Raw genomic sequence first — 21,784 nt, forward strand, 5'->3', positions numbered from 1 at the left:
CTCAGATACCTTTGCCACCTTTATCCTTAAGGAGTGCAAAGTGTTTAAACGCATGATTTCCTGCTTGTTTTTGCTGTCTGCTGCTGCCGTCGCTGCTGATAAACCCACATTGACTGTTTATACCTATGATTCTTTCGCGGCTGATTGGGGCCCCGGGCCGTCGATTAAAAAAGCCTTTGAAGCCGAGTGTGATTGCCAGCTGAAATTTGTAGCACTGGAAGACGGTGTTTCCCTGCTGAACCGCTTGCGGATGGAGGGTAAAAATAGTCAGGCCGATGTGGTGTTAGGCTTAGATAACAATCTGGTTCAAGCGGCAGAGCAAACCGGATTATTCGTGCCGAGTCAGGTAGATACCAGCGACCTAACTTTGCCGGAAAAATGGCAGAATAACACTTTCGTCCCCTACGATTACGGCTATTTTGCTTTTGTGTATGACAAAAACAAACTGAAAAACCCGCCGAAAAGCCTGCAAGAATTGGTCGACAGCCAAGAGCCGTGGAAAGTGATTTATCAAGACCCGCGCACCAGCACACCGGGCCTCGGTTTAATGTTGTGGATGCAAAAAGTCTATGGCGACCAAGCCCCGCAAGCATGGCAAAAATTAGCGAAAAAAACCGTCACCGTGACCAAAGGCTGGAGCGAAGCTTACGGCTTGTTCCTAAAAGGTGAAGGCGATTTAGTGCTGAGCTATACCACTTCTCCGGCTTACCATCTGATTGAAGAGAAGAAAGACAACTATGCCGCGGCCAATTTTAGCGAAGGCCATTATCTGCAAGTGGAAGTGGCCGGTGTGGTGGCGTCCAGCAAACAACCGGAACTGGCGCAGCGCTTTATGCAGTTTATGGTCACCCCTGCATTCCAGAATCATATTCCGACCGGCAACTGGATGTATCCAGTGATCAAAATGGATTTACCGGCTGGATTTGAAACACTCACCGTGCCGCAAAAAGCTTTACAGTTTGATGCAAAAGACGTGGCAGATAATCGCGGTAAATGGATTCAAACATGGCAATCCGCCGTCAGCCATTAATCGCCCCCTGGCTGTGGCCGGGGCTGCTGGCGGCCTTGCTGATAGTCGGTGTCGCCTTGCTGGCGTTCAGCGCTATCTGGCGTCATGCCCCGGCAGCCGACTGGCAAAGCATCTGGCATGACCGCTATCTGTGGCATGTGATTCGCTTCACTTTCTGGCAGGCGTTTCTTTCTGCGCTGCTGTCCGTTATTCCGGCGATTTTTTTGGCGCGCGCCTTATACCGCCGCCGCTTCCCTGGCCGCCAACTGATGCTGCGCTTATGCGCCATGACACTGGTGCTGCCGGTGCTGGTCGCCATTTTTGGCATTCTGACAGTGTATGGCCGCCAAGGTTGGCTGGCGGCGCTGTTGGGCTGGCTGGGGGGTGGATTACCGCTTCTCACCCTATGGTTTACAAGGGATTTTGCTGGCGCATATTTTCTTTAATATGCCGCTGGCGACCCGCTTGTTATTGCAGTCATTGGAAAGCATTGCCGTTGAACAGCGCCAGTTAGCCGCCCAATTGGGCATGAACGGCTGGCAGCATTTTCGCTGGGTCGAATGGCCCTATCTGCGCCGCCAAATTCTGCCGACTGCCGCGCTGATTTTCATGCTGTGTTTTGCCAGCTTTGCCACCGTGCTTTCTCTGGGGGGCGGGCCGCAAGCCACCACCATCGAACTGGCTATTTATCAGGCGCTTAGCTATGACTACGATTTGGGGCGCGCCGCATTATTGGCACTGATTCAACTGGGCTGTTGCCTGGGCTTGGTGGTGCTGAGCCAACGGCTAAGTTCAGTGTTAGCGGTGGGGAATACCCACGGTCAGGAGTGGCGTAGTCAGCAAGACAGTTCGTGGTCGCGCATTAGCGATACCTTGTTAATCGGGGCAGCATTATTATTGATGGTGCCGCCATTACTCGCCGTCGTGATTGATGGCAGCAATAAAACAATCTTGACCGTGCTACAGCAACCGGCGCTGTGGCAAGCTTTCTTTACCTCACTGATCATCGCCATTGGCGCAGGATTATTGTGTGTCACTCTGACCATGATGCTGCTATGGAGTAGCCGTGAGCTGAAACTGCGCCACCACGCAGCTTACGGACAAGCCTTGGATATCAGCGGCATGGTGATTCTGGCGATGCCGGGGATCGTGCTGGCCACCGGTTTTTTCTTATTACTCAATGACACGCTGGGCTTGCCGCAATCACCTTATGCATTGGTGATTTTGACCAATGCGCTGATGGCGGTGCCCTATGCATTAAAAGTGTTGGATAACCCGATGCGCGATCTGGCTGAGCGCTATACGCCACTGTGCTTATCACTGGATATTCGCGGCTGGCATCGTGTGCGCCATATTGAGTTACGGGCACTGAAACGCCCACTGGCTCAAGCGCTGGCCTTCGCCAGTGTGCTTTCTATCGGGGATTTTGGTGTGGTCGCGCTGTTTGGTAACGAGCATTTCCGCACCCTGCCATTTTATCTCTATCAACAGATAGGGTCTTATCGTAGCAATGATGGCGCGGTGACCGCCCTGCTGCTGCTGTTACTGTGTTTCCTGCTGTTTACTCTTATTGAAAAACTGCCGAGCCGCCATGCTAAAGCTTGAGAAAATCACCTATTTATACGACCACTTACCGATGCGTTTTGATTTGCGCATTCAAGCCGGTGAGCGGGTGGCTATTCTTGGCCCCAGCGGAGCGGGAAAAAGCACGCTATTGAGCTTGATTGCAGGGTTTTTGGCACCGGCCAGTGGCCGGATGATGCTGAATAATCAAGACCATACCTATACACCGCCGGCCCAAAGACCGGTGTCGATGTTGTTTCAGGAAAATAATCTGTTCTCGCATTTGAATGTCGAACAGAACATTGGGCTGGGTTTGCATCCGGGGCTAAAACTCAATCATGAGCAAAAGTTGCTGCTCGGCCAGATAGCGCAACAAGTGGGATTGGAAGAGTGCCTCGACCGGCTACCGGCGCAGCTTTCCGGCGGCCAACGCCAGCGGGCGGCACTGGCGCGCTGTCTGGTGCGCAGCCAACCCATCCTGCTGCTGGACGAGCCTTTTTCCGCACTAGACCCGGCATTGCGCAATGAAATGCTGCAACTGGTCGAAAACGTCTGCGAAAATCGCCAATTGACCTTGTTGATGGTGTCGCACAATCTGGATGACGCCGCCCGCATTGCCGAGCGCACGTTATTAGTGGTGGGTGGGCGCATTTACTATGACGGCCCCACCCAGGCACTGGTCAACGGCAGTGCGCCGGAAGCCAGTGTGCTGGGGATTATTCCCCTGTAGTTGATAGAGCGACTAGCCCCTGCCGCGTCAAGGCGAAGGGGATTAGCCCGCTAATACCTTCCATAACAAATGGCGATAAAGCGGCATGATGGGCTGCATATGGAGCCAAACAAAACTGGCAATCGCCACGATAATGGACAGCAGCGTCACCCAGCGCAAGCGGGCCAAAGGCAACCATTTGCTCAGGCGGTCCGGGCTGCGTTTACCAAAGCGCCACCAGCGCCATGACAGCCACAATGCCAGCCAAATCAGCACCACCACCGCAAATAATAGCCATTTAAACATCGTGCTATTGGCACTCGGCGGAATATCGATGGCGACACCAGCCAGTATACCGGGGAATAAATAGACCGGCGGCCATGTCAGGCAACCAATCACATTGGGCAAGGCAAATTTCACTGGCGGCAGATTGAGCATCCCCGCGACCATCGGCACAATAGGCCGCGCCGGGCCAATAAAGCGCCCCAGCAGCACCGTTGCCATGCTGTGGTTATGCAAAGCATGCTCAGTTTTCGCCAACAGCGATTTATGCTTTTTCAAGAAAGACCAGCGGTGCAGCGGCTCTTTGAAGCGGCGGCCGATAAAATACGAGGCCCAATCCCCCACCAGACAGCCTACAGTGGCAGCAGCCCAGGCAGAATAAAAGCCCACTTCCCCACTGCCAATCAACGCGCCTACACTGGTCATCATGACCGTGCCGGGCAGCAACATCCCCACCAAAGCTAAAGATTCGAGAAAAGTGACGAGCATGACGACAAATAGCGTGAAAGCCAGAGATTGCGTCAATAAATGTAATAAATAGGCTTCCATAGATTTGTCCGTTGGTTAACACCCAAGGCTAAGGCGCGGGGGATTGTCCGGTGCTGCGTGAAATGAGTCAATCAACAAATTTCCCCTTCGTCCTTGAAGCCGCAGGGTTGTTAGCTGCGCTTACTCGCCAAATCACTTACGGGCCGTTGACCTTAAAATGAATAGACTCATCGGGATTCGCCCACTTGCTGCCTACCTGTAATTCCAATGACTTTGGGTATACATCGAGCGAATAGAAATCATCATTAAAATAGACAAATACTGTATAAATACCCATACTAAGATAGCATAAACTCTCAGGCGTTATTGTTGCAGCCAATTTGGATGCGGACAGCGCGGCGAAACCGGAGCGTACACCATGACATTGTGAATCATGGCTACCTGAGGATATCGAGCACGACCCAAGTTCAAAATGACAAATAAAATAGCCTGTACATTACCTATAAAGGTTAGCACCGTGGGGAAAACCCGTCAGGGCTTCCTGCTCACCCGCCACTGGCGAGACACGCAGGCAGGCACCGAAGTTGAATTCTGGTTAGCCACCGATGAAGGCCCGCAGCAAGTCCGGCTGCCGCCTCAACCTTCGGTGGCATTTATCCCAGCCGAACAGCGGCAACGGGCTGAAACCGTGCTGCGTAATGAACGCCGCTGGCAACTGCGCCCGCTTGAATTGACCGATTTCCACCAACGCCCGGTTCTGGGCCTTTATTGCACCCAACATCGCCAATTAATCCGCCTGGAAAAACTGCTCAGAGAAAGTGGCGTGAATGTCTACGAAGGCGATATTCGCCCGCCAGAACGTTTTCTCATGGAGCGTTTTATTACCGCGCCGGTCTGGTTTAGCGGCGAAGATAATGGCAACGGCCCACTACTCAATACCCAAATGAAACCGGCCGAGGATTACCGTCCAACCCTAAAACTGGTATCACTGGATATCGAAACCAGCGAACACGGGGAACTTTATTGCATTGGTTTAGAGGGCTGCGGCCAGCGGCAGGTTTACATGCTGGGGCCGCCCAATGGCCATCAGGCCGATGAAGCCGCACTGGATTTCAATCTGGAATATGTCGCCAGCCGCCCGCTGTTGCTGGAAAAACTCAACCAATGGCTGGAGCGGCATGATCCCGATGCCATCATTGGCTGGAATCTGGTGCAATTTGATCTGCGCGTGTTACAAAAACACGCCGACCGCTATCAAATCCCGCTGCGTTTTGGCCGGGGCGGCAACCTACTGGAGTGGCGCGAACACGGTTTTAAACAGGGGCACTTTTTTGCGTCGGCTGCGGGGCGGTTGATTATCGATGGGATCGAAGCACTGAAATCCGCCACCTGGAATTTCCCATCATTTAGTCTGGAATCGGTCTCCCAGACCTTACTGGGCGAGGGAAAAGCCAGTGATAGCCCCTATCAGCGGATGGATGAAATCAACCACCGTTTTGCCCATGATAAGCCAGCACTGGCCCACTACAACTTGAAAGACTGCGAGTTGGTGACGCGGATTTTTGCCAAAACTGAGCTACTGAGTTTCTTACTTGAGCGCTCGACTGTCACCGGGCTGGCGGCGGATCGCAATGGCGGTTCAGTGGCAGCATTTACCCACCTTTATCTGCCACGGATGCACCGCATTGGCTATGTCGCACCCAATTTAGGCGAGTTGCCCGAAGAGCACAGCCCTGGCGGTTTTGTGATGGATTCTCAGCCAGGATTGTATGACTCGGTGTTGGTGCTCGACTACAAAAGCCTGTATCCGTCGATTATCCGCACTTTTTTGATTGATCCGGTGGGATTGGTGGCAGGTATGGCCCTGCCGGATGAGCAACATTCCGTGCCGGGCTTTCGCGGGGCTTGGTTCTCACGTGAAAAACACTGCCTGCCGGCGATTGTTAACCAGATTTGGCAGGGGCGAGAAGCCGCAAAACGCCAACAAAACAAGCCGTTATCCCAAGCACTGAAGATCATTATGAATGCCTTTTATGGCGTGCTTGGCTCCAGCGGATGCCGTTTTTTCGATCCCCGGCTGGCGTCCTCAATTACTCTGCGCGGCCACGAAATCATGCGCCAAACCCGCGAATTGATTGAAGCACGGGGCTATCAGGTTATTTATGGCGATACCGATTCAACCTTTGTTTGGCTGAAAAACGCCCACAGTGAAGAGCAGGCCTCGCGCATTGGCAAAGAGCTGGTGCAGTATGTCAATCAATGGTGGCAAACCCATATCCGTGAAACCTATGATTTGCCCTGCGCGCTGGAATTAGAATTTGAAACTCACTATCGGCGCTTTTTGATGCCCACCATCCGGGGCGCGGAGCAAGGCAGTAAAAAGCGCTATGCCGGGCTAATATCCACCCCTGCGGGCGATCAAATGATCTATAAAGGGCTGGAGACGGTGCGCACCGACTGGACACCACTGGCTCAGCAATTCCAGCGCGAGCTGTACCTGCGGATTTTCCAGCAGCAACCTTATCAGGACTACGTGCGCGATTATGTCGCCCGCACCCTCAATGGCGAATTAGACGAGCAACTGATTTACCGCAAGCGCTTGCGGCGGCGGCTCGACGACTACCAGCGTAATGTCCCGCCCCATGCCAGAGCGGCGCGCCTGGCGGATGAGTTTAACCGCAAGCTGGGGCGGCCGTTGCAATATCAGAATGGCGGCTGGATAAGTTATGTCATGACCACTGCCGGCCCGGAACCCCTTGAAACTCGGCAATCCCCAATTGATTACGATCACTACCTGACGCGACAGCTCCAGCCCGTGGCAGACGCGATACTGCCTTTTATGCATGATGACTTCACCACACTCATCACCGGTCAGATGGGGCTATTCTGATACCTTAATACCTTAAATAATTCGAGTTGCAGGAAGGCGGCAATTGAGTAAATCTCGATGAGCTGACTTATTTTTTTAAGGTCAAGACCAGTAAGTGATTCCGATGAGCGAAAGCAGCCAACACACATGCAGCTTGAAATATGACGGGTATTTTACAGGTGACGAAAGGCTCTGCTTCCATTACCATAGCGCCCTTGCCAAAATTCGCATCAATCACATTTACATAACCGACTGGTTATAATTAACCGTGTAATCGAATCCTGTCATTTTCAGACAGACTCGTCAGCCACGTAAGCTGCGTGGGCGGTAAACTATTGCCAGCAATTTTATTTTTGTTCTCTATACGCACTTAAATTTACAAAAACCTTATTACTAATAACTGTCCAACAAAAAAATCGAGCCGATAATTTATGCCTTTTACACTTGGTCAACGCTGGATCAGCGACACAGAAAGCGAACTTGGATTGGGTACCGTCGTTGCCATTGACGTACGCATGATCACCTTACTGTTTCCCGCCACCGGTGAAAACCGCCTTTACGCCAGAAATGACTCGCCAATTACCCGCGTCATGTTCAATCCGGGTGATACCATCACTCACCACGAAGGCTGGCAGCTGAAAGTGGAAGAGGTGTCTGAGGAAAATGGGCTGATTACCTATATCGGCACCCGCCTGGATACCGAAGAAACCGGCGTTTCTATGCGTGAAGTGTTGCTCGATAGCAAACTGACTTTTAGCAAACCGCAGGACAGATTATTTGCAGGCCAAATTGATCGTATGGATCGATTCGCACTGCGTTTCCGCGCCCGTAAATATCAAAGTGAGCAATTCCGCTTGCCATGGAGTGGTTTGCGCGGTATTCGTGCCAGCCTGATCCCACACCAATTACATATTGCTTATGAAGTGGGTCAGCGCCATGCACCGCGTGTCTTGCTGGCCGATGAAGTCGGCTTGGGTAAAACCATCGAAGCCGGGATGATTATCCACCAACAATTGCTGTCAGGCCGTGCTGAACGCATCCTGATTGTGGTGCCGGAAAGCTTGCAACATCAGTGGTTGGTCGAAATGCTGCGCCGCTTCAATCTGCGCTTCTCGCTGTTTGATGACAGCCGCTACTCCGAATCCCTGCTCGACAGCAGCAATCCATTTGAAACCGAACAAATGGTCATTTGCTCACTGGATTTTGTGCGCCGTAATAAACAGCGCCTGGAACAGTTGGCAGATGCCTCCTGGGATTTGCTGGTGGTGGATGAAGCGCACCATCTGGCCTGGAGTGAAGAGGCCCCAAGCCGCGAATATCAAGTGATTGAACAGCTCGCCGAGCATATCCCCGGCGTGTTGCTGTTGACCGCCACCCCTGAACAACTGGGCCAGCAGAGCCACTTTGCTCGCTTGCGCCTGCTTGATCCCGATCGCTTCCACGATTACGAAGAATTCGTTAATGAGCAACAAAAATACCGCCCAATCGCCGATGCAGTCACCTTGCTGCTGGGCGGCGAGCGCTTAACTGACGACAAGCTGAATCTGCTCGGCGAGCTGATTAATGAGCAAGATATTGAGCCGCTGCTGAAAGCAGCAAACAGTCAAACTGAAGACAGCGAAGCCGCACGCCAAGAACTGGTGACTATGCTGATGGACAGACATGGCACCAGCCGTATCTTGTTCCGCAACACCCGTAATGGGGTGAAAGGCTTCCCACACCGTGTGTTGCATCAGATTAAGCTACCGCTACCGACTCAATACCAAACAGCCATTAAAGTCTCTGGCATTATGAGTGCGAAGAAAACTCTGGAAGCACGCGCCAAAGACATGCTTTATCCAGAGCAAATCTACCAAGAATTTGAGGGCGAAAATGCCACTTGGTGGAACTTTGACCCTCGGGTTGAATGGCTGCTTAACTACCTGACGGCCAATCGCAGTGAGAAAGTGCTGGTTATCTGCGCCCAAGCCGCCACCGCCTTGCAGCTTGAACAAGTGTTGCGCGAGCGCGAAGCTATCCGCGCGGCAGTATTCCATGAAGGTTTATCACTGATTGAACGCGACCGTGCGGCGGCCTATTTCGCTTCTGAAGAAGATGGCGCGCAGGTGTTGCTGTGTTCTGAAATAGGCTCTGAAGGGCGCAACTTCCAGTTTGCTTGCCAATTGGTGATGTTCGATTTGCCTTTTAACCCAGACTTGCTCGAACAACGTATTGGCCGTCTGGATAGGATCGGTCAAAACCGTGAAATTCAAATTATGGTGCCTTATCTGGAAAATACCGCGCAAGCCGTGCTGGTGCGTTGGTATCACGAAGGTTTGGATGCTTTCGAGCACACCTGCCCGACCGGCCGCACCATTTATGATAGCGGTTATCAGGAACTGATTACCTATCTGGCGACGCCGAATGAGCAGGCAGGGTTGGATGAATTTATCCACACCTGCCGCCAGCAGCACGAAGGGCTGAAACTCCAATTGGAACAGGGCCGTGACCGCCTGCTAGAAATGCATTCCAATGGCGGGGAACATGGGCAAGAACTGGCACAAATCATTGCTGACCAAGATAATGACGTCAATTTGGTCAGTTTCGCCCTGAATCTGTTCGATATTGTGGGGATCAATCAAGAAGATCGCAGTGACAATCTGATTGTACTGACCCCCTCTGATCACATGCTGGTGCCGGACTTCCCAGGGCTGCCGCAAGATGGCTGCACTGTGACTTTTGATCGCGAACAAGCGCTATCGCGCGAAGATGCTCAGTTTGTCAGTTGGGAGCACCCGATCATCCGTAATGGTTTGGATCTGATCTTATCCGGCGATACCGGCAGTTGTGCAGTTTCTTTGTTGAAAAACAAAGCATTGCCGGTCGGTACTCTGCTCGCGGAATTGGTCTATGTGGTCGAAGCGCAAGCACCAAAACACTTGCAACTGACGCGCTTCTTACCCCCGACGCCGGTGCGGATGCTGATGGATAGAAATGGCACCAATTTGGCCGCGCAGGTTGAATTTGAAAGCTTTAATCGTCAACTGAATGCCGTCAATCGCCATACCTCCAGCAAGTTGGTCAACGCGGTTCAGCAAGAAGTTCACGCGATGTTACAGCAAGCAGAAGCCTTGGTTGAAGAACAGGCACGTTTACTGATTGAAGCGGCTAAACATGAAGCGGATGACAAACTGAGCACTGAGCTGTCACGTCTGGAAGCCCTAAAAGCAGTTAACCCTAATATTCGTGATGACGAAATAGAGACTCTGGAACATAACCGTAAGATGGTGCTGGAAAACTTGAATCAGGCGGGCTGGCGTTTAGATGCCATTCGTTTGGTGGTGGTGACGCACCAGTAATGGAACCCTATAACCCCCCACGCGATCCTTGGCTGCTCATCCTGTTTCAGGATGAGCACATCATGGTGGTGAACAAACCGAGCGGATTACTTTCTGTACCTGGCCGTGCGCCGGAGAACAAAGACAGCATCATGACGCGTATTCAGGCGGATTATCCTACGGCTGAATCTGTTCACCGGCTGGATATGGCAACCAGTGGCGTGATTGTGGTGGCTTTGACCAAAGCGGCTGAGCGCGAGCTGAAGCGGCAATTTCGCGAGCGCGAGCCGAAAAAATCTTATATTGCGCGGGTATGGGGCCATTTGGCGCAAGATGAAGGGTTGATTGACCTGCCTTTAATTTGCGACTGGCCGAACCGGCCCAAACAAAAAGTGTGTTACGAAACCGGTAAATCTTCGCAAACTCAGTATCAAGTGTTATCTCGGGATGCGGACGGCAGTACGCGAGTGAAGTTATCCCCCATTACCGGCCGTTCACACCAATTACGGGTTCATATGCTGGCGATGGGTCACCCAATCCTCGGTGATGGTTTCTATGCCCATCCCGAAGCGAAAGCGATGGCTCCCCGGTTGCAGTTACATGCTCAAGAGTTATGTATTACTCACCCGGAATTTGGCACAGCAATGCATTTTACCTGCGATCCAGAGTTTTAATTTTTCAGTAGTAGATCGGGCCAGAATCAAACTAGATCGGAACAGAAGATCCGATCTAGTTTTGGTTTCGCTGACACCACCACCCTTACTTAAATCCTTTCTCGCGCTTAATCAAATCATACGCGGCTTGAATCTCTTGAGCTTTTTGCTTAGCCATCTCCATCATTTCCGGCGGCAAACCTTTCGCCACCAGCTTATCTGGATGATGCTCTCCCATCAGCTTACGGTAAGCCCGTTTGATGGTCACACTATCATCCGTGCTGCTGACACCCAGCACTTTGCAGGCATCCGCCAATGTCGGGCCTTGTGGCGCTTGCTGGTAGCCTCCTTGAGAATAACCACTCTGCTGGCCCTGCCAACCGCCAAACTGACGCCCGCCCTCAATCATGCTCAGGAACTGATCAAACTGACCACGGGAGATCCCCAATTCTTCAGCAATGACATACAAAACCTGCCGTTCATTAGGATGCAAAGAGCCGTCAGCAAATGCGGCTTGTAACTGAATTTCCAGAAACATCCGAATTAAATCAAAACGACCAAAGCAAACACCACGAAGTTGCTGCAATCTTTCACGCAACGGGAACCCACTCTCTTTCCCCTCGCGGAACGCTTGCTGTGCCGCTGTTCGTGCCTCGCCATGCAATTGCATTCTATCCATCAATTGGCTGGCAAGTTGAATATCAACCTCCGTCACCCGCCCCTTGGCCTTGGTTAAATGCCCCATGACCTGAAAAGTGGTGCGGAAAAAAATTAATTGTCGTGTTTGTTGATCGGCAAAATAGCCGCGGCGCTTTGTACTACGCGCCTTGTCGACCATATGGCCAACCAGCAACCCCAAGATTGCACCCCAGCCGCCACCGGACATAAAGCCCAATATCAGACCGAGCAGTTTTCCCCAATACCGCATATACTCCTCAATTCATCATGCCGTCAGTCAAAATTTGCATTATCATACTCGGCATTCAGCTCAGCGCCTAACAGCGAGACGTGTAAACGGCCGGATTTAACGCTAGCGCAACTGTGATGAGTAATATAGTCTCAGACCGTTTGCCGGCATGATGCCCCCCGATGACGGAACACCAAAACCGCGTATGAAAAAAAGATTCCCAACACTGCTGGCCACATTGATATGGACGGCACTATATAGCCAGCACACTCTGGCTGACCTTTCCGAGCAATGTATGCTTGGGGTACCGACCTATGACCAACCTTTGGTCACAGGCGATCCGAATCAGCTGCCGGTTCGTATTAATGCGGATAAAACCGAAGCCAATTACCCGGATAATGCCCTGTTCACCGGCAATGTTATTGTCCAACAAGGCAATAGCACCCTGACGGCTAATCAGGTTGAGCTAAATCAAGTACAAAAGCCGGGCGAAGCTATTCCGGTTCGTACCGTCACAGCAACCGGTGACGTTAATTACGACGATCCGCAAATTAAGCTGAAAGGGCCAAAAGGCTGGTCAAACCTGAATACCAAAGATACTGATATGGATAAAGGCAAATATCAGATGGTTGGTCGTCAGGGGCGTGGTGACGCAGACCAGATGAAATTACGTGGCCAAAACCGCTATACCATTTTAGAGAATGGGACATTCACTTCTTGCTTACCCGGTGATAATAGCTGGAGCGTAGTGGGCTCCGAAGTGATCCATGACCGCGAAGAACAAGTCGCAGAAATCTGGAATGCTCGTTTTAAAATTGGCAAAGTGCCGGTCTTCTACAGCCCATACATGCAATTACCGATTGGTGACAAGCGCCGGTCTGGCTTCCTGATCCCAAATGCTAAGTACACCAGTAATAACGGCTTTGAATTTACGCTGCCGTATTATTGGAACATTGCGCCAAACTTCGATGCCACCATCACCCCCCATTACATGGAGCGGCGTGGTTTGCAGTGGCAAAATGAGTTCCGCTATTTGCTGGCCCCCGGTATTGGTACCATGGCGTTGGATTGGCTCCCAAATGACCGCTTATATCACGGGACTGATGGCACCGATAAAGATGCGACCCGCTGGTTGTACTACTGGAGCCATTCGGGGGTGATGGATAAAGTCTGGCGCTTCAACGTCAACTATACCCGTGTCAGTGACCCGACTTATTTTACCGATTTAACCTCACAATACGGTTCGACTACTGACGGCTATGCCACACAAATTTTCAGTGTGGGTTATGCTAACCAGAACTGGGATGCCACCCTGGCCTCCAAACAGTTCCAGGTATTTACTACCGGTGGTAACAGTAATGCTTACCGCGCCCAGCCTCAGCTGGACATGAACTACTACAAAAATGATATTGGCCCGTTTGATTTACATGTCTATAGCCAAGCGGCCAAATTCACCAGCGTCAGTCCGTATAATCCGGAAGCCAGCCGTTTCCATCTCGAACCGTCAGTGAATCTGCCCTTAGCCAACGGTTGGGGTAGCTTAAATACCGAAGCTAAATTACTGGCAACCCATTATCAGCAAGATGTTCCAGACGGCTTTGCTACCTACTATAAAAGACAGAAAGGCCAGAAAGCGATAGTTCCTGACTTGAAAGACTCAGTTGACCGCGTGATACCACAGTTTAAAGTGGACGGAAAAGTGGTCTTTGACCGGCCAATGGACTGGGCAACAGGTTTCACCCAAACATTGGAGCCGCGCGTACAGTATCTTTACGTTCCTTACCGGAATCAGGATGATATCTATATTTACGACACCACACTGATGCAGTCGGACTACTCCGGCCTGTTCCGTGACCGTACTTATAGTGGTCTCGATCGCATAGCTTCAGCCAATCAGGTGTCCACCGGTTTAACTTCTCGCATTTATGATGATGAACTGGTTGAACGTTTTAACATTTCAGTGGGTCAAATCTATTACTTTAGCCGTTCGCGTACCGGTAATATCGAAAGCATTGATAATAGTGATGATACCGGTAGCTTGGTTTGGGCGGGTGATTCCTTCTGGCGCATTAGTGACCAACTGGGCCTGAAAGGCGGCGCGCAGTATGATACCCGCTTGGGGAGTTTAACCCTGGGTAATGCGGTAATGGAGTATAGAAAAGACTCAGAGCGTATGATTCAACTGAATTATCGCTATGCCAGCCCGGAATATATTCAAGCAGCAGTGCCTAACGTGAGAAGCCCAGGCTACCAACAGGGCATTTCTCAGATTGGCACCACGGCCAGTTGGCCGGTTGCTGACCGCTGGGCATTGGTTGGGGCTTATTATTACGATACCAAAGCCAATCAGCCTGCAAGTCAATTGGTTGGCGTACAATACAATACTTGCTGTTGGGCAATTAACTTAGGTTATGAACGGAAAATTACGGGCTGGAATACGCGAAATGAAACCAGCAAATATGACAACAAAATTAGCTTTAACATCGAATTACGAGGTCTGAGCAGCGACCATAGCCTGGGGACTACGCAGATGCTAGGCTCAGGTATTCTGCCTTATCAAAGTGCATTCTGATACTGTGTAACACACTGAATACAGTGAATTTTAACCCGCTAAAGCGGATTACATAAATGGAAAAGGTATGAAGAACTGGAGAACGCTTATTCTCGGATTGGTTGTCTGTGCCAATACCGCGTTCGCAGCACCACAAGAAGTTGATAAAGTTGCCGCAGTGGTTGATAACGGCGTCGTCCTGCAAAGCGATGTCGACGGCCTGTTACAATCAGTGAAACTGAATGCACAGCAAGCAGGGCAAGAAGTGCCGGATGATGCGACATTGCGTCATCAAATTCTTGAACGCCTGATCATGGATAATATCCAATTACAGATGGCCAAGAAGATGGGCATTACTATCAGTGACGAAGCGCTGGATAAAGCCATTGCTGATATTGCCGCGCAAAACCGGATGACTCCTGACCAGATGCGTAGCCGTTTAGCGGCCGACGGTCTGAATTACGACACTTACCGTGAGCAAATCCGCAAAGAAATGCTGACGTCAGAAGTGCGTAACAATGAAGTACGCCGCCGTATAACGATTCTGCCGCAAGAAGTTGAAGCGCTGGCAAAACAAGTGGGTAACCAAACCAGCGGTGATACGGAATTGAACCTCAGCCACATCCTGATCCCATTACCTGAAAACCCGTCGCAACAACAGGTTGATCAGGCTGAAGATGTGGCTAACAAATTGGTCTCTGACATCAAAGGCGGGGCTGATTTTGGTAAATTGGCTATCGCCAACTCAGCTGACTCTCAGGCGCTGAAAGGCGGCCAGATGGGCTGGGGTAAATTGCAGGAATTGCCTTCTTTGTTTGCGGAAAGACTGCAATCAGCTAACAAAGGTGATGTTGTTGGCCCAATCCGTTCCGGTGTCGGCTTCCATATTCTGAAAGTGAATGATATCCGTGGTGGTGATAACACGGTTTCTGTTACCGAAGTTCACGCCCGCCACATTTTGCTAAAACCGTCACCGGTCATGACTGACGATCAGGCCCGTGCCAAGTTAGCGGCTGCGGCTGCGGATATTAAGAGCGGGAAAACCGACTTCGCCACTATCGCCAAAGAAATTTCTCAGGATCCGGGTTCTGCTATGCAAGGTGGTGATTTGGGTTGGGCTTCGCCAGACATCTATGATCCCGCATTCCGTGATGCACTGATGAAACTGAAAAAAGGCGAAATCAGCACACCGGTTCATTCTTCTTTCGGCTGGCATTTAATTCAGGTTGTTGATACCCGTCAGGTAGACAAAACTGATGCAGCACAGAAAGATCGGGCGTACCGTATGCTCTTTAGCCGTAAGTTTGCAGAAGAAGCTCAAACCTGGATGCAAGAGCAACGCGCCGCAGCTTATGTGAAAATTCTTGATGGTAGTGATGCAAAAACACAATAATCGGATTGTTATCACCCCCGGCGAGCCTGCCGGGGTTGGGCCGGATTTAGTCGTCGCCTTAGCACAGCAGGATTGGCCTGTTGAGCTGGTGGTGTGCGCTGATCCGGCCTTGCTACTTGCTCGCGCCAACCAACTTAACCTGCCATTGCAGCTCCGTGAATATCAGCAAGATCAATCCGCATTGGCGCAACAAGCTGGCACTCTGACTATCTTGCCAGTGAAAATTGCCGCTGAGGTGATCCCCGGTCAGCTTGATATCAAAAACAGCCACTATGTGGTGGAGACACTGGCTAAAGCCTGTGATGGCGCAATCAGTGGCGAATTTGCCGCATTGGTCACTGGCCCGGTACAGAAAAGCATTATCAATGATGCAGGAATCCCTTTTATCGGGCACACTGAGTTCTTTGCTGACCGCAGCCACTGCCCACGGGTAGTGATGATGTTGGCAACAGAAGAGCTGCGTGTCGCGTTGGCAACCACTCACTTGCCTTTACTGGCAGTGCCGGGGGCCATCACTCAGGCTAGTCTGCATGAAGTTATCACCATTCTTGATAATGACCTGAGAACCAAATTTGGTATTAGCCAACCACAGATTTATGTGTGTGGGCTGAATCCACATGCGGGCGAAGGTGGTCATATGGGCCATGAAGAGATCGATACCATTATTCCTGCGTTAGAGGCATTGCGTCAGCAAGGAATAAACCTTATCGGCCCGCTCCCCGCGGACACACTATTTCAGCCTAAATATCTGCAACATGCCGATGCCGTTCTTGCCATGTACCATGATCAAGGGTTGCCAGTACTGAAATATCAAGGGTTTGGCCGAGCGGTCAATATCACACTCGGGCTACCTTTTATCCGCACATCTGTGGATCACGGTACCGCTTTAGAACTCGCCGCAACCGGTTCTGCTGATGTCGGCAGTTTCATTACGGCATTAAACTTAGCCATTAAAATGATAAATAACAGCAATGAATAATAGAGTCCACCAAGGGCACTTTGCCCGCAAACGCTTTGGACAAAACTTTTTAAACGATCAGTTTGTCATCGACAGCATTGTCTCCGCTATCCATCCGGTTCCTGGTGAAGCGGTCGTAGAGATTGGCCCCGGTTTAGGCGCATTGACTGAACCAGTAGCCGCTCGTATGGATCATATGACAGTCATCGAGCTAGACCGCGATTTGGCCGCTCGTCTGGCTAGCCATCCTCAACTGAAAGACAAGCTCACTATCCATCAAGAAGATGCGATGAAAATCAATTTTTCTGAGCTAGCAGAGCAAGCAGGGCAATCATTACGGGTCTTTGGTAACTTGCCCTACAACATCTCGACCCCGCTGATGTTTCATCTTTTCAGCTATACTAATGCAATCCGCGATATGCATTTCATGTTGCAAAAAGAGGTGGTTAACCGCCTGGTTGCAGGGCCTAACAGTAAAGCTTATGGCCGTCTGACCGTAATGGCGCAATACTATTGCAACGTCATCCCGGTGCTGGAAGTGCCGCCAACTGCATTTACCCCAGCCCCAAAAGTGGATTCAGCCGTGGTGCGTCTTATTCCTCATGTGAATATGCCTAACCCGGTGGGCGATGTGCGGATGCTGACCCGCATTACCACGCAAGCATTCAACCAGCGCAGAAAAACCGTGCGTAATAGCTTGGGTGACCTATTCACTTCAGAGCAATTAATCGAATTAGGTATTGACCCGATAATGCGGGCAGAGAATATTTCGGTAGCACAATACTGTAAGCTGGCTAATTGGCTTTCAGCTCAATCGGCACCACAAGAATAAGCAGGAGCACATTATGATTGAACAGCCCCGCGTTTGTGTACAGGTACAAAGTATCTATGTGGAAACTCAGTCGATACCTGATGAAGAACGTTTTGTCTTCGCCTATACCGTGACGATTCGTAATTTGGGCCGTTCAAATGTGCAACTTATTGGCCGCTATTGGTTAATTACCAATAGCAATGGCCGACAGACAGAAGTTCAGGGCGAAGGAGTCATTGGCGAACAGCCATTGATCCTGCCAGGTAACGAGTTTCAATACACCAGCGGAGCTGTTCTAGAAACGCCGCTGGGTACCATGGAAGGGCACTATGAGATGGTTGACCACCTTGGTCAGGCTTTCCGTACTGTGATTCCGGTGTTCCGTTTAGCGATCCCCGCACTTATCCATTAACCCTGACCTCAACTATGTCTACTTATCTTATTGGCGATGTTCATGGCTGCCTTGATGAGTTACTCGCGCTATTAGCGCAGGTGAACTTTGATTCGCAGCAAGATACCTTGTGGCTGACCGGTGATTTAGTTGCCCGAGGCCCGGCTTCACTGGATGTATTACGTTACGTCCGCTCACTGGGGCCAGCCGTCCGGATGGTTCTGGGTAACCATGACCTGCATTTGCTGGCGGTTTATGCTGGCATCAGCCGCAATAAACCCAAAGACCGTATCACTCCACTGCTTGAAGCCCCTGATGCTGACGAGCTCATTAATTGGTTACGTCGCCAACCGGTTTTGCAGGTTGATGACGAATTAAAATTGATTATGGCCCACGCCGGTATTACCCCTCAGTGGGATATCGAAACAGCCCAGATGTGTGCCCGTGAAGTAGAGGCCGTCTTAAGCAGTGATAGCTACCCGCTATTCCTTGATGCAATGTACGGTGATATGCCCAACAACTGGTCACCAGAATTGACCGGTTTAGCGCGTTTGCGTTTTAGCACTAATGCATTGACCCGCATGCGTTTTTGCTTCCCAAATGGGCAACTGGATATGATCTGTAAAGACACGCCAGAAAATGCCCCTGCCCCGCTTAAACCTTGGTTTGAGCTACCGCGACTGGTCAGCCCTGAGTATTCAATTATCTTTGGTCACTGGGCATCGCTGGAAGGAAAAGGGGTTCCTGAAGGGATTTATGGGCTGGATACAGGTTGTTGCTGGGGGGGCAATTTAACTCTGCTCCGTTGGGAAGATAAACGTTATTTCACCCAACCTGCTTTCAAAGTTGAAGCTGAAACAACCCAAACTGACGAAATAACCGCGGCAGTAAAAGATCCGTCTAACTATTTGTAAAATATTAATAATTAGAAACTGACAATTAGAAAAACCTACTAACAAAGTGGATAAGCGGGGAAATGTACCGAATGGGTCGTAACGGCGTGAACTGTCGGAGTGCCCATCGGTGCAGTCACCCCGCCAGTCTCAGTGCGACAAAATAGGTTTGTCATCAACCTCGCTTTTTTCTAACTTAAGATTGCAAGTGCAATTAGCGGCGCTCAAGGATCTCGAAGCAATAGCTGTGTGAGTTCGCCTCATCTGCATCATGGAACTCACTAAAGGTGCTTTCCCATTCATCAGGTTCATAGTCTGGGAAGTGTGTATCACCACCAACTTCAGCATCAATGTGAGTGAGATACATGCGATTAGCACGGTCTAAGAATTGCTTATAGACACGCCCACCGCCCATCACCATCACTTCTGCGACATCCCCCGCCAAGGCCAGCGCGTCGTCAATAGAGGTAGCCCAGGTTACGCGGTCATCAGTGCCCGGTTGGCTACTGATAACAATATTCAACCGCCCAGGTAGAGGGCGACCGATAGATTCGAATGTCTTGCGACCCATAATTACCGGTTTATTTAGCGTGTTACGTTTGAACCACGCTAAGTCAGCCGGTAGGTGCCATGGCATGGCATTTTCCATACCAATAACGCGATCCGCTGCCAATGCAGCGATCAGGCTGATAATCATTATTAAACCCTGTAGGCTGCGAGAGCCAGTCCCGAAAAATTGCTCACACTATACGGAAAGCCTAATCCAGCGTCGATAGCGATAAGCAGGCTAATCACACATATAAGACTGCTCCTAGCCCAAGACCCAGAACAGGGGCGAAAAAAGCCTTATACACCAGGGCGTTTGCGATATAACCATAATCCAGGCAAGGATAAACCAATCGACAACGCACCGACAATAAATGATGCCTTCAAGAAATTAGTCACCATCGTGGACATTAATGCCTCGGTGTAACCCAGATGAGAAATCTCTACGACTGATATCATCGCGGTATAAGCAGAAATCCCAGGGAACATAGGAATGACGGCAGCAACAGTGAAAACTTTCGGGTGTGCCAGCAACCAGCGCGACCAATTAATGCCGATGACGCCAATCATAATTGAAGCCAATAATGAAGCTGGCTCGATATTCATACCGAAATGAATCATCAACATACGCGAGCCGTGCCCAACCGCACCCAGCAATGCGCAGTAACGTAATGCCCGCACCGGCACATTAAATACCATCGCAAAACCCAGTGCCGGAATAGCCGCCAACACCATATCTTGCAATAATGCCCAGAGTAAATTCATCACCATCCCCGTAATCCCCACATCGCCATCGCGAATATCACGCCAATACAGGTTGATAACGTCAATAAACTGGCCATTGCCCAACGCGCAAGACCGGTATTCACGTGACCTTTAAACATATCGGCGACCGCATTGATCAGTGGGAATCCGGGAACTAACAGCAGCACACTCGCCGCCATTGCTACGCTGGAAGCCTCGTGGAAAAACGGTAAACGCATTAACAGCCCAGAAACGGATGTCGCGACAAACGCTGTGATACAGAAGTTAATCAGCGGGTTCATATGGCGGGCTGTTAAGCTTTGGCGCACAAACATCGCCAGCCCACTGGCCAAAAAAGTGATGGAAAATGCGTCCCAACCACCGCCATTTAACTTGCTAAAACAGCCACATGATAAAGCAACCATCACCACCACTAGCCAACGCGGATACCGCAGCGGCTTAATATGCTCCAGGCGTTTTTCTACATCTTTTATATCCAACAAATGATGCTCCGCCATAATCACAATATGCTGCACCTCTGTCACGACATGCATATTAATGCCACGGTCAACATTTTTGCGGGTAGATGTCAGGCAATTGCCTTGGCTGATGGTGGTTAACACCACGGCATTAGCTGAGATGGAACTTTCGACACTGTCCATCCCCAACGCGATACCCAGGCGCGCGGATAGCTGCTCAACCAGCATACTTTCTGCACCGTGTTGTAGCAGCAACAATGCACACTTGATACACAACCGTGTGATTTCCCGCTGTTTCTGATTTGGTACCTCACTGCTTATCACATTGTCCAGACTCATATTCGTGCATCACTATCCATCAAAAGAGTAAAAGATAAATGCAGGGAACCCCCAGTGGCGCTATTATCGTCAAAAGCCCCCACTTTCACTCGGTACCCTTATGCTTGAAACCTCTTTATTCGTCGCGACTATTGCTACATTGGGGATGATCTCCCCCGGACCTGATTTTTTTTTGGTGATTAAAAACGCCGCCCGCTATCGCCGCCCGGCAGCAATGATGACAGCACTCGGCGTCATTTTGGGCGTCGCTACACATATGTCTTATTGCGTGGCTGGCCTGGCCGTGGTGATCACCACCACACCGTGGCTGTTCAATTTCCTGAAATATGCTGGGGCCTGCTATTTGATCTGGATTGGTATCCAGGCACTGCTGTCGCGCGGAGAAAGTAAGCTCAGCATCGATAGCACCACACTCTCCCCCATCACACTGAAAGCCGCATTCTTGCAGGGATACCTTTGCAATTTATTGAATCCCAAAGCGACTCTCTTTTTCCTCGCCGTTTTCACACAAATATTACAGATTAACTCCGGCGTGGGTGAAAAACTGTGGTACGCCTCAATCATCTGGGTACTGGCCGTCATCTGGTGGCCTTTGTTGGTTATTCTGATTCAAAGTGCACCGGTGCGCCGTGGTTTGGCGAAGGCACAAAAAGTTGTCGATAAAGTGCTGGGCGGCCTGTTGATCGGCTTGGGTATCAAAGTCGCACTGAGTTGATTCTACTCGCTGTTACCTACTCCGACTGCTATCCACTATCTACATAAGCGCTAGTCGTAACATTGATCTTCACCAAGGTTGTTTATGAACAATATTATTGTTTATGAATAATACGGTTCTGATGGTTAAAAGCCGTCATTCGCTAAATAGCGAGCATAAAAAAGGG

General features: G+C 50.5%; 17 protein-coding genes and 1 pseudogene. 13 read left to right on the top strand and 5 right to left on the bottom strand.

The annotated features are described in order from the left end of the window. Positions 1 to 40: 40 nt before the first annotated feature. From thiB to thiQ, 3 genes and pseudogenes are all read left to right on the top strand, one after another. Positions 41 to 1,030, top strand: coding sequence for a thiamine ABC transporter substrate binding subunit (gene thiB, locus DX162_RS02685; RefSeq protein ID WP_032820807.1), 990 nt, complete (start codon positions 41 to 43; stop codon positions 1,028 to 1,030). Then, positions 1,006 to 2,614: pseudogene (gene thiP, locus DX162_RS02690) on the top strand (thiamine/thiamine pyrophosphate ABC transporter permease ThiP). Before thiB ends, thiP begins: the two are co-directional and overlap by 25 nt. Then, on the top strand, positions 2,601 to 3,302 hold the full coding sequence (gene thiQ / locus DX162_RS02695; RefSeq protein ID WP_032820801.1) for a thiamine ABC transporter ATP-binding protein ThiQ: 702 nt from the start codon (positions 2,601 to 2,603) through the stop codon (positions 3,300 to 3,302). The pseudogene thiP and the gene thiQ overlap by 14 nt, the downstream one beginning before the upstream one ends. A gap of 42 nt (positions 3,303 to 3,344) precedes the next feature. On the opposite strand, the gene DX162_RS02700 is transcribed toward thiQ, so the two are convergent. After that, on the bottom strand, positions 3,345 to 4,112 hold the full coding sequence (locus tag DX162_RS02700; protein WP_004392439.1) for a DedA family protein: 768 nt from the start codon (positions 4,110 to 4,112) through the stop codon (positions 3,345 to 3,347). Between the two features lie 457 nt (positions 4,113 to 4,569). Between DX162_RS02700 and DX162_RS02705 the strand changes: the two genes are divergently transcribed. The 3 genes from DX162_RS02705 (at position 4,570) to rluA (ending at position 10,912) form a co-directional block, all read left to right on the top strand. Beyond that, positions 4,570 to 6,942 carry a DNA polymerase II gene (locus tag DX162_RS02705; protein ID WP_004392437.1) on the top strand — a complete coding sequence of 791 codons (2,373 nt, stop codon included), beginning with the start codon at positions 4,570 to 4,572 and terminating at the stop codon, positions 6,940 to 6,942. Positions 6,943 to 7,352: 410 nt separating this feature from the next. Next, the gene (gene rapA, locus DX162_RS02710) at positions 7,353 to 10,259 is read left to right on the top strand and encodes an RNA polymerase-associated protein RapA (RefSeq protein WP_032820799.1); all 2,907 of its coding nucleotides are present in this window, start codon (positions 7,353 to 7,355) and stop codon (positions 10,257 to 10,259) included. Next, positions 10,259 to 10,912, top strand: a complete 654-nt coding sequence (gene rluA, locus DX162_RS02715; RefSeq protein ID WP_032820798.1) for a bifunctional tRNA pseudouridine(32) synthase/23S rRNA pseudouridine(746) synthase RluA — start codon at positions 10,259 to 10,261, stop codon at positions 10,910 to 10,912. Before rapA ends, rluA begins: the two co-directional genes overlap by 1 nt. An 85-nt stretch (positions 10,913 to 10,997) precedes the next feature. On the opposite strand, the gene djlA is transcribed toward rluA, so the two are convergent. Beyond that, complete coding sequence (gene djlA, locus DX162_RS02720) at positions 10,998 to 11,819, bottom strand: co-chaperone DjlA (RefSeq protein ID WP_004392435.1); 822 nt, start codon at positions 11,817 to 11,819, stop codon at positions 10,998 to 11,000. A gap of 184 nt (positions 11,820 to 12,003) precedes the next feature. Between djlA and lptD the strand changes: the two genes are divergently transcribed. The 6 genes from lptD (at position 12,004) to apaH (ending at position 18,816) form a co-directional block, all read left to right on the top strand. Further along, the gene (gene lptD / locus DX162_RS02725; protein ID WP_032820805.1) at positions 12,004 to 14,370 is read left to right on the top strand and encodes an LPS assembly protein LptD; all 2,367 of its coding nucleotides are present in this window, start codon (positions 12,004 to 12,006) and stop codon (positions 14,368 to 14,370) included. 67 nt (positions 14,371 to 14,437) lie between these two features. After that, a complete protein-coding gene (surA, locus tag DX162_RS02730) occupies positions 14,438 to 15,742 on the top strand; it encodes a peptidylprolyl isomerase SurA (RefSeq protein WP_032820796.1) in 1,305 nt (434 codons plus the stop codon). Next, positions 15,726 to 16,721, top strand: a complete 996-nt coding sequence (gene pdxA / locus DX162_RS02735) for a 4-hydroxythreonine-4-phosphate dehydrogenase PdxA (RefSeq protein WP_032820795.1) — start codon at positions 15,726 to 15,728, stop codon at positions 16,719 to 16,721. The genes surA and pdxA overlap by 17 nt, the downstream gene beginning before the upstream one ends. Continuing rightward, on the top strand, positions 16,714 to 17,532 hold the full coding sequence (rsmA, locus tag DX162_RS02740) for a 16S rRNA (adenine(1518)-N(6)/adenine(1519)-N(6))-dimethyltransferase RsmA (protein ID WP_032820794.1): 819 nt from the start codon (positions 16,714 to 16,716) through the stop codon (positions 17,530 to 17,532). The genes pdxA and rsmA overlap by 8 nt, the downstream gene beginning before the upstream one ends. A 13-nt stretch (positions 17,533 to 17,545) precedes the next feature. Then, positions 17,546 to 17,923, top strand: a complete 378-nt coding sequence (gene apaG, locus DX162_RS02745; protein ID WP_032820792.1) for a Co2+/Mg2+ efflux protein ApaG — start codon at positions 17,546 to 17,548, stop codon at positions 17,921 to 17,923. A gap of 14 nt (positions 17,924 to 17,937) precedes the next feature. Beyond that, complete coding sequence (apaH, locus tag DX162_RS02750) at positions 17,938 to 18,816, top strand: bis(5'-nucleosyl)-tetraphosphatase (symmetrical) ApaH (protein WP_004392429.1); 879 nt, start codon at positions 17,938 to 17,940, stop codon at positions 18,814 to 18,816. Positions 18,817 to 19,009: 193 nt separating this feature from the next. Here the strand turns inward: apaH and folA are convergent, their stop codons facing one another. The 3 genes from folA to DX162_RS02765 all read right to left on the bottom strand — a co-directional run bounded on the left by folA (position 19,010) and on the right by DX162_RS02765 (position 20,903). Beyond that, positions 19,010 to 19,489: a type 3 dihydrofolate reductase gene (gene folA, locus DX162_RS02755; protein ID WP_172439448.1), complete on the bottom strand. Its 480-nt coding sequence runs from the start codon at positions 19,487 to 19,489 to the stop codon at positions 19,010 to 19,012. A gap of 152 nt (positions 19,490 to 19,641) precedes the next feature. After that, the gene (locus tag DX162_RS02760; RefSeq protein WP_172460423.1) at positions 19,642 to 20,106 is read right to left on the bottom strand and encodes a threonine/serine exporter; all 465 of its coding nucleotides are present in this window, start codon (positions 20,104 to 20,106) and stop codon (positions 19,642 to 19,644) included. Further along, positions 20,106 to 20,903, bottom strand: coding sequence for a threonine/serine exporter family protein (locus DX162_RS02765; RefSeq protein ID WP_032820788.1), 798 nt, complete (start codon positions 20,901 to 20,903; stop codon positions 20,106 to 20,108). The genes DX162_RS02760 and DX162_RS02765 overlap by 1 nt, the downstream gene beginning before the upstream one ends. Before the next feature lie 100 nt (positions 20,904 to 21,003). On the opposite strand from DX162_RS02765, the gene DX162_RS02770 reads away from it, so the two are divergent. Continuing rightward, positions 21,004 to 21,618: a LysE family transporter gene (locus tag DX162_RS02770; RefSeq protein WP_004392426.1), complete on the top strand. Its 615-nt coding sequence runs from the start codon at positions 21,004 to 21,006 to the stop codon at positions 21,616 to 21,618. Positions 21,619 to 21,784: the final 166 nt, after the last annotated feature.

It is taken from the genome of Yersinia kristensenii (genome assembly GCF_900460525.1).
Taxonomy (GTDB): domain Bacteria; phylum Pseudomonadota; class Gammaproteobacteria; order Enterobacterales; family Enterobacteriaceae; genus Yersinia; species Yersinia kristensenii.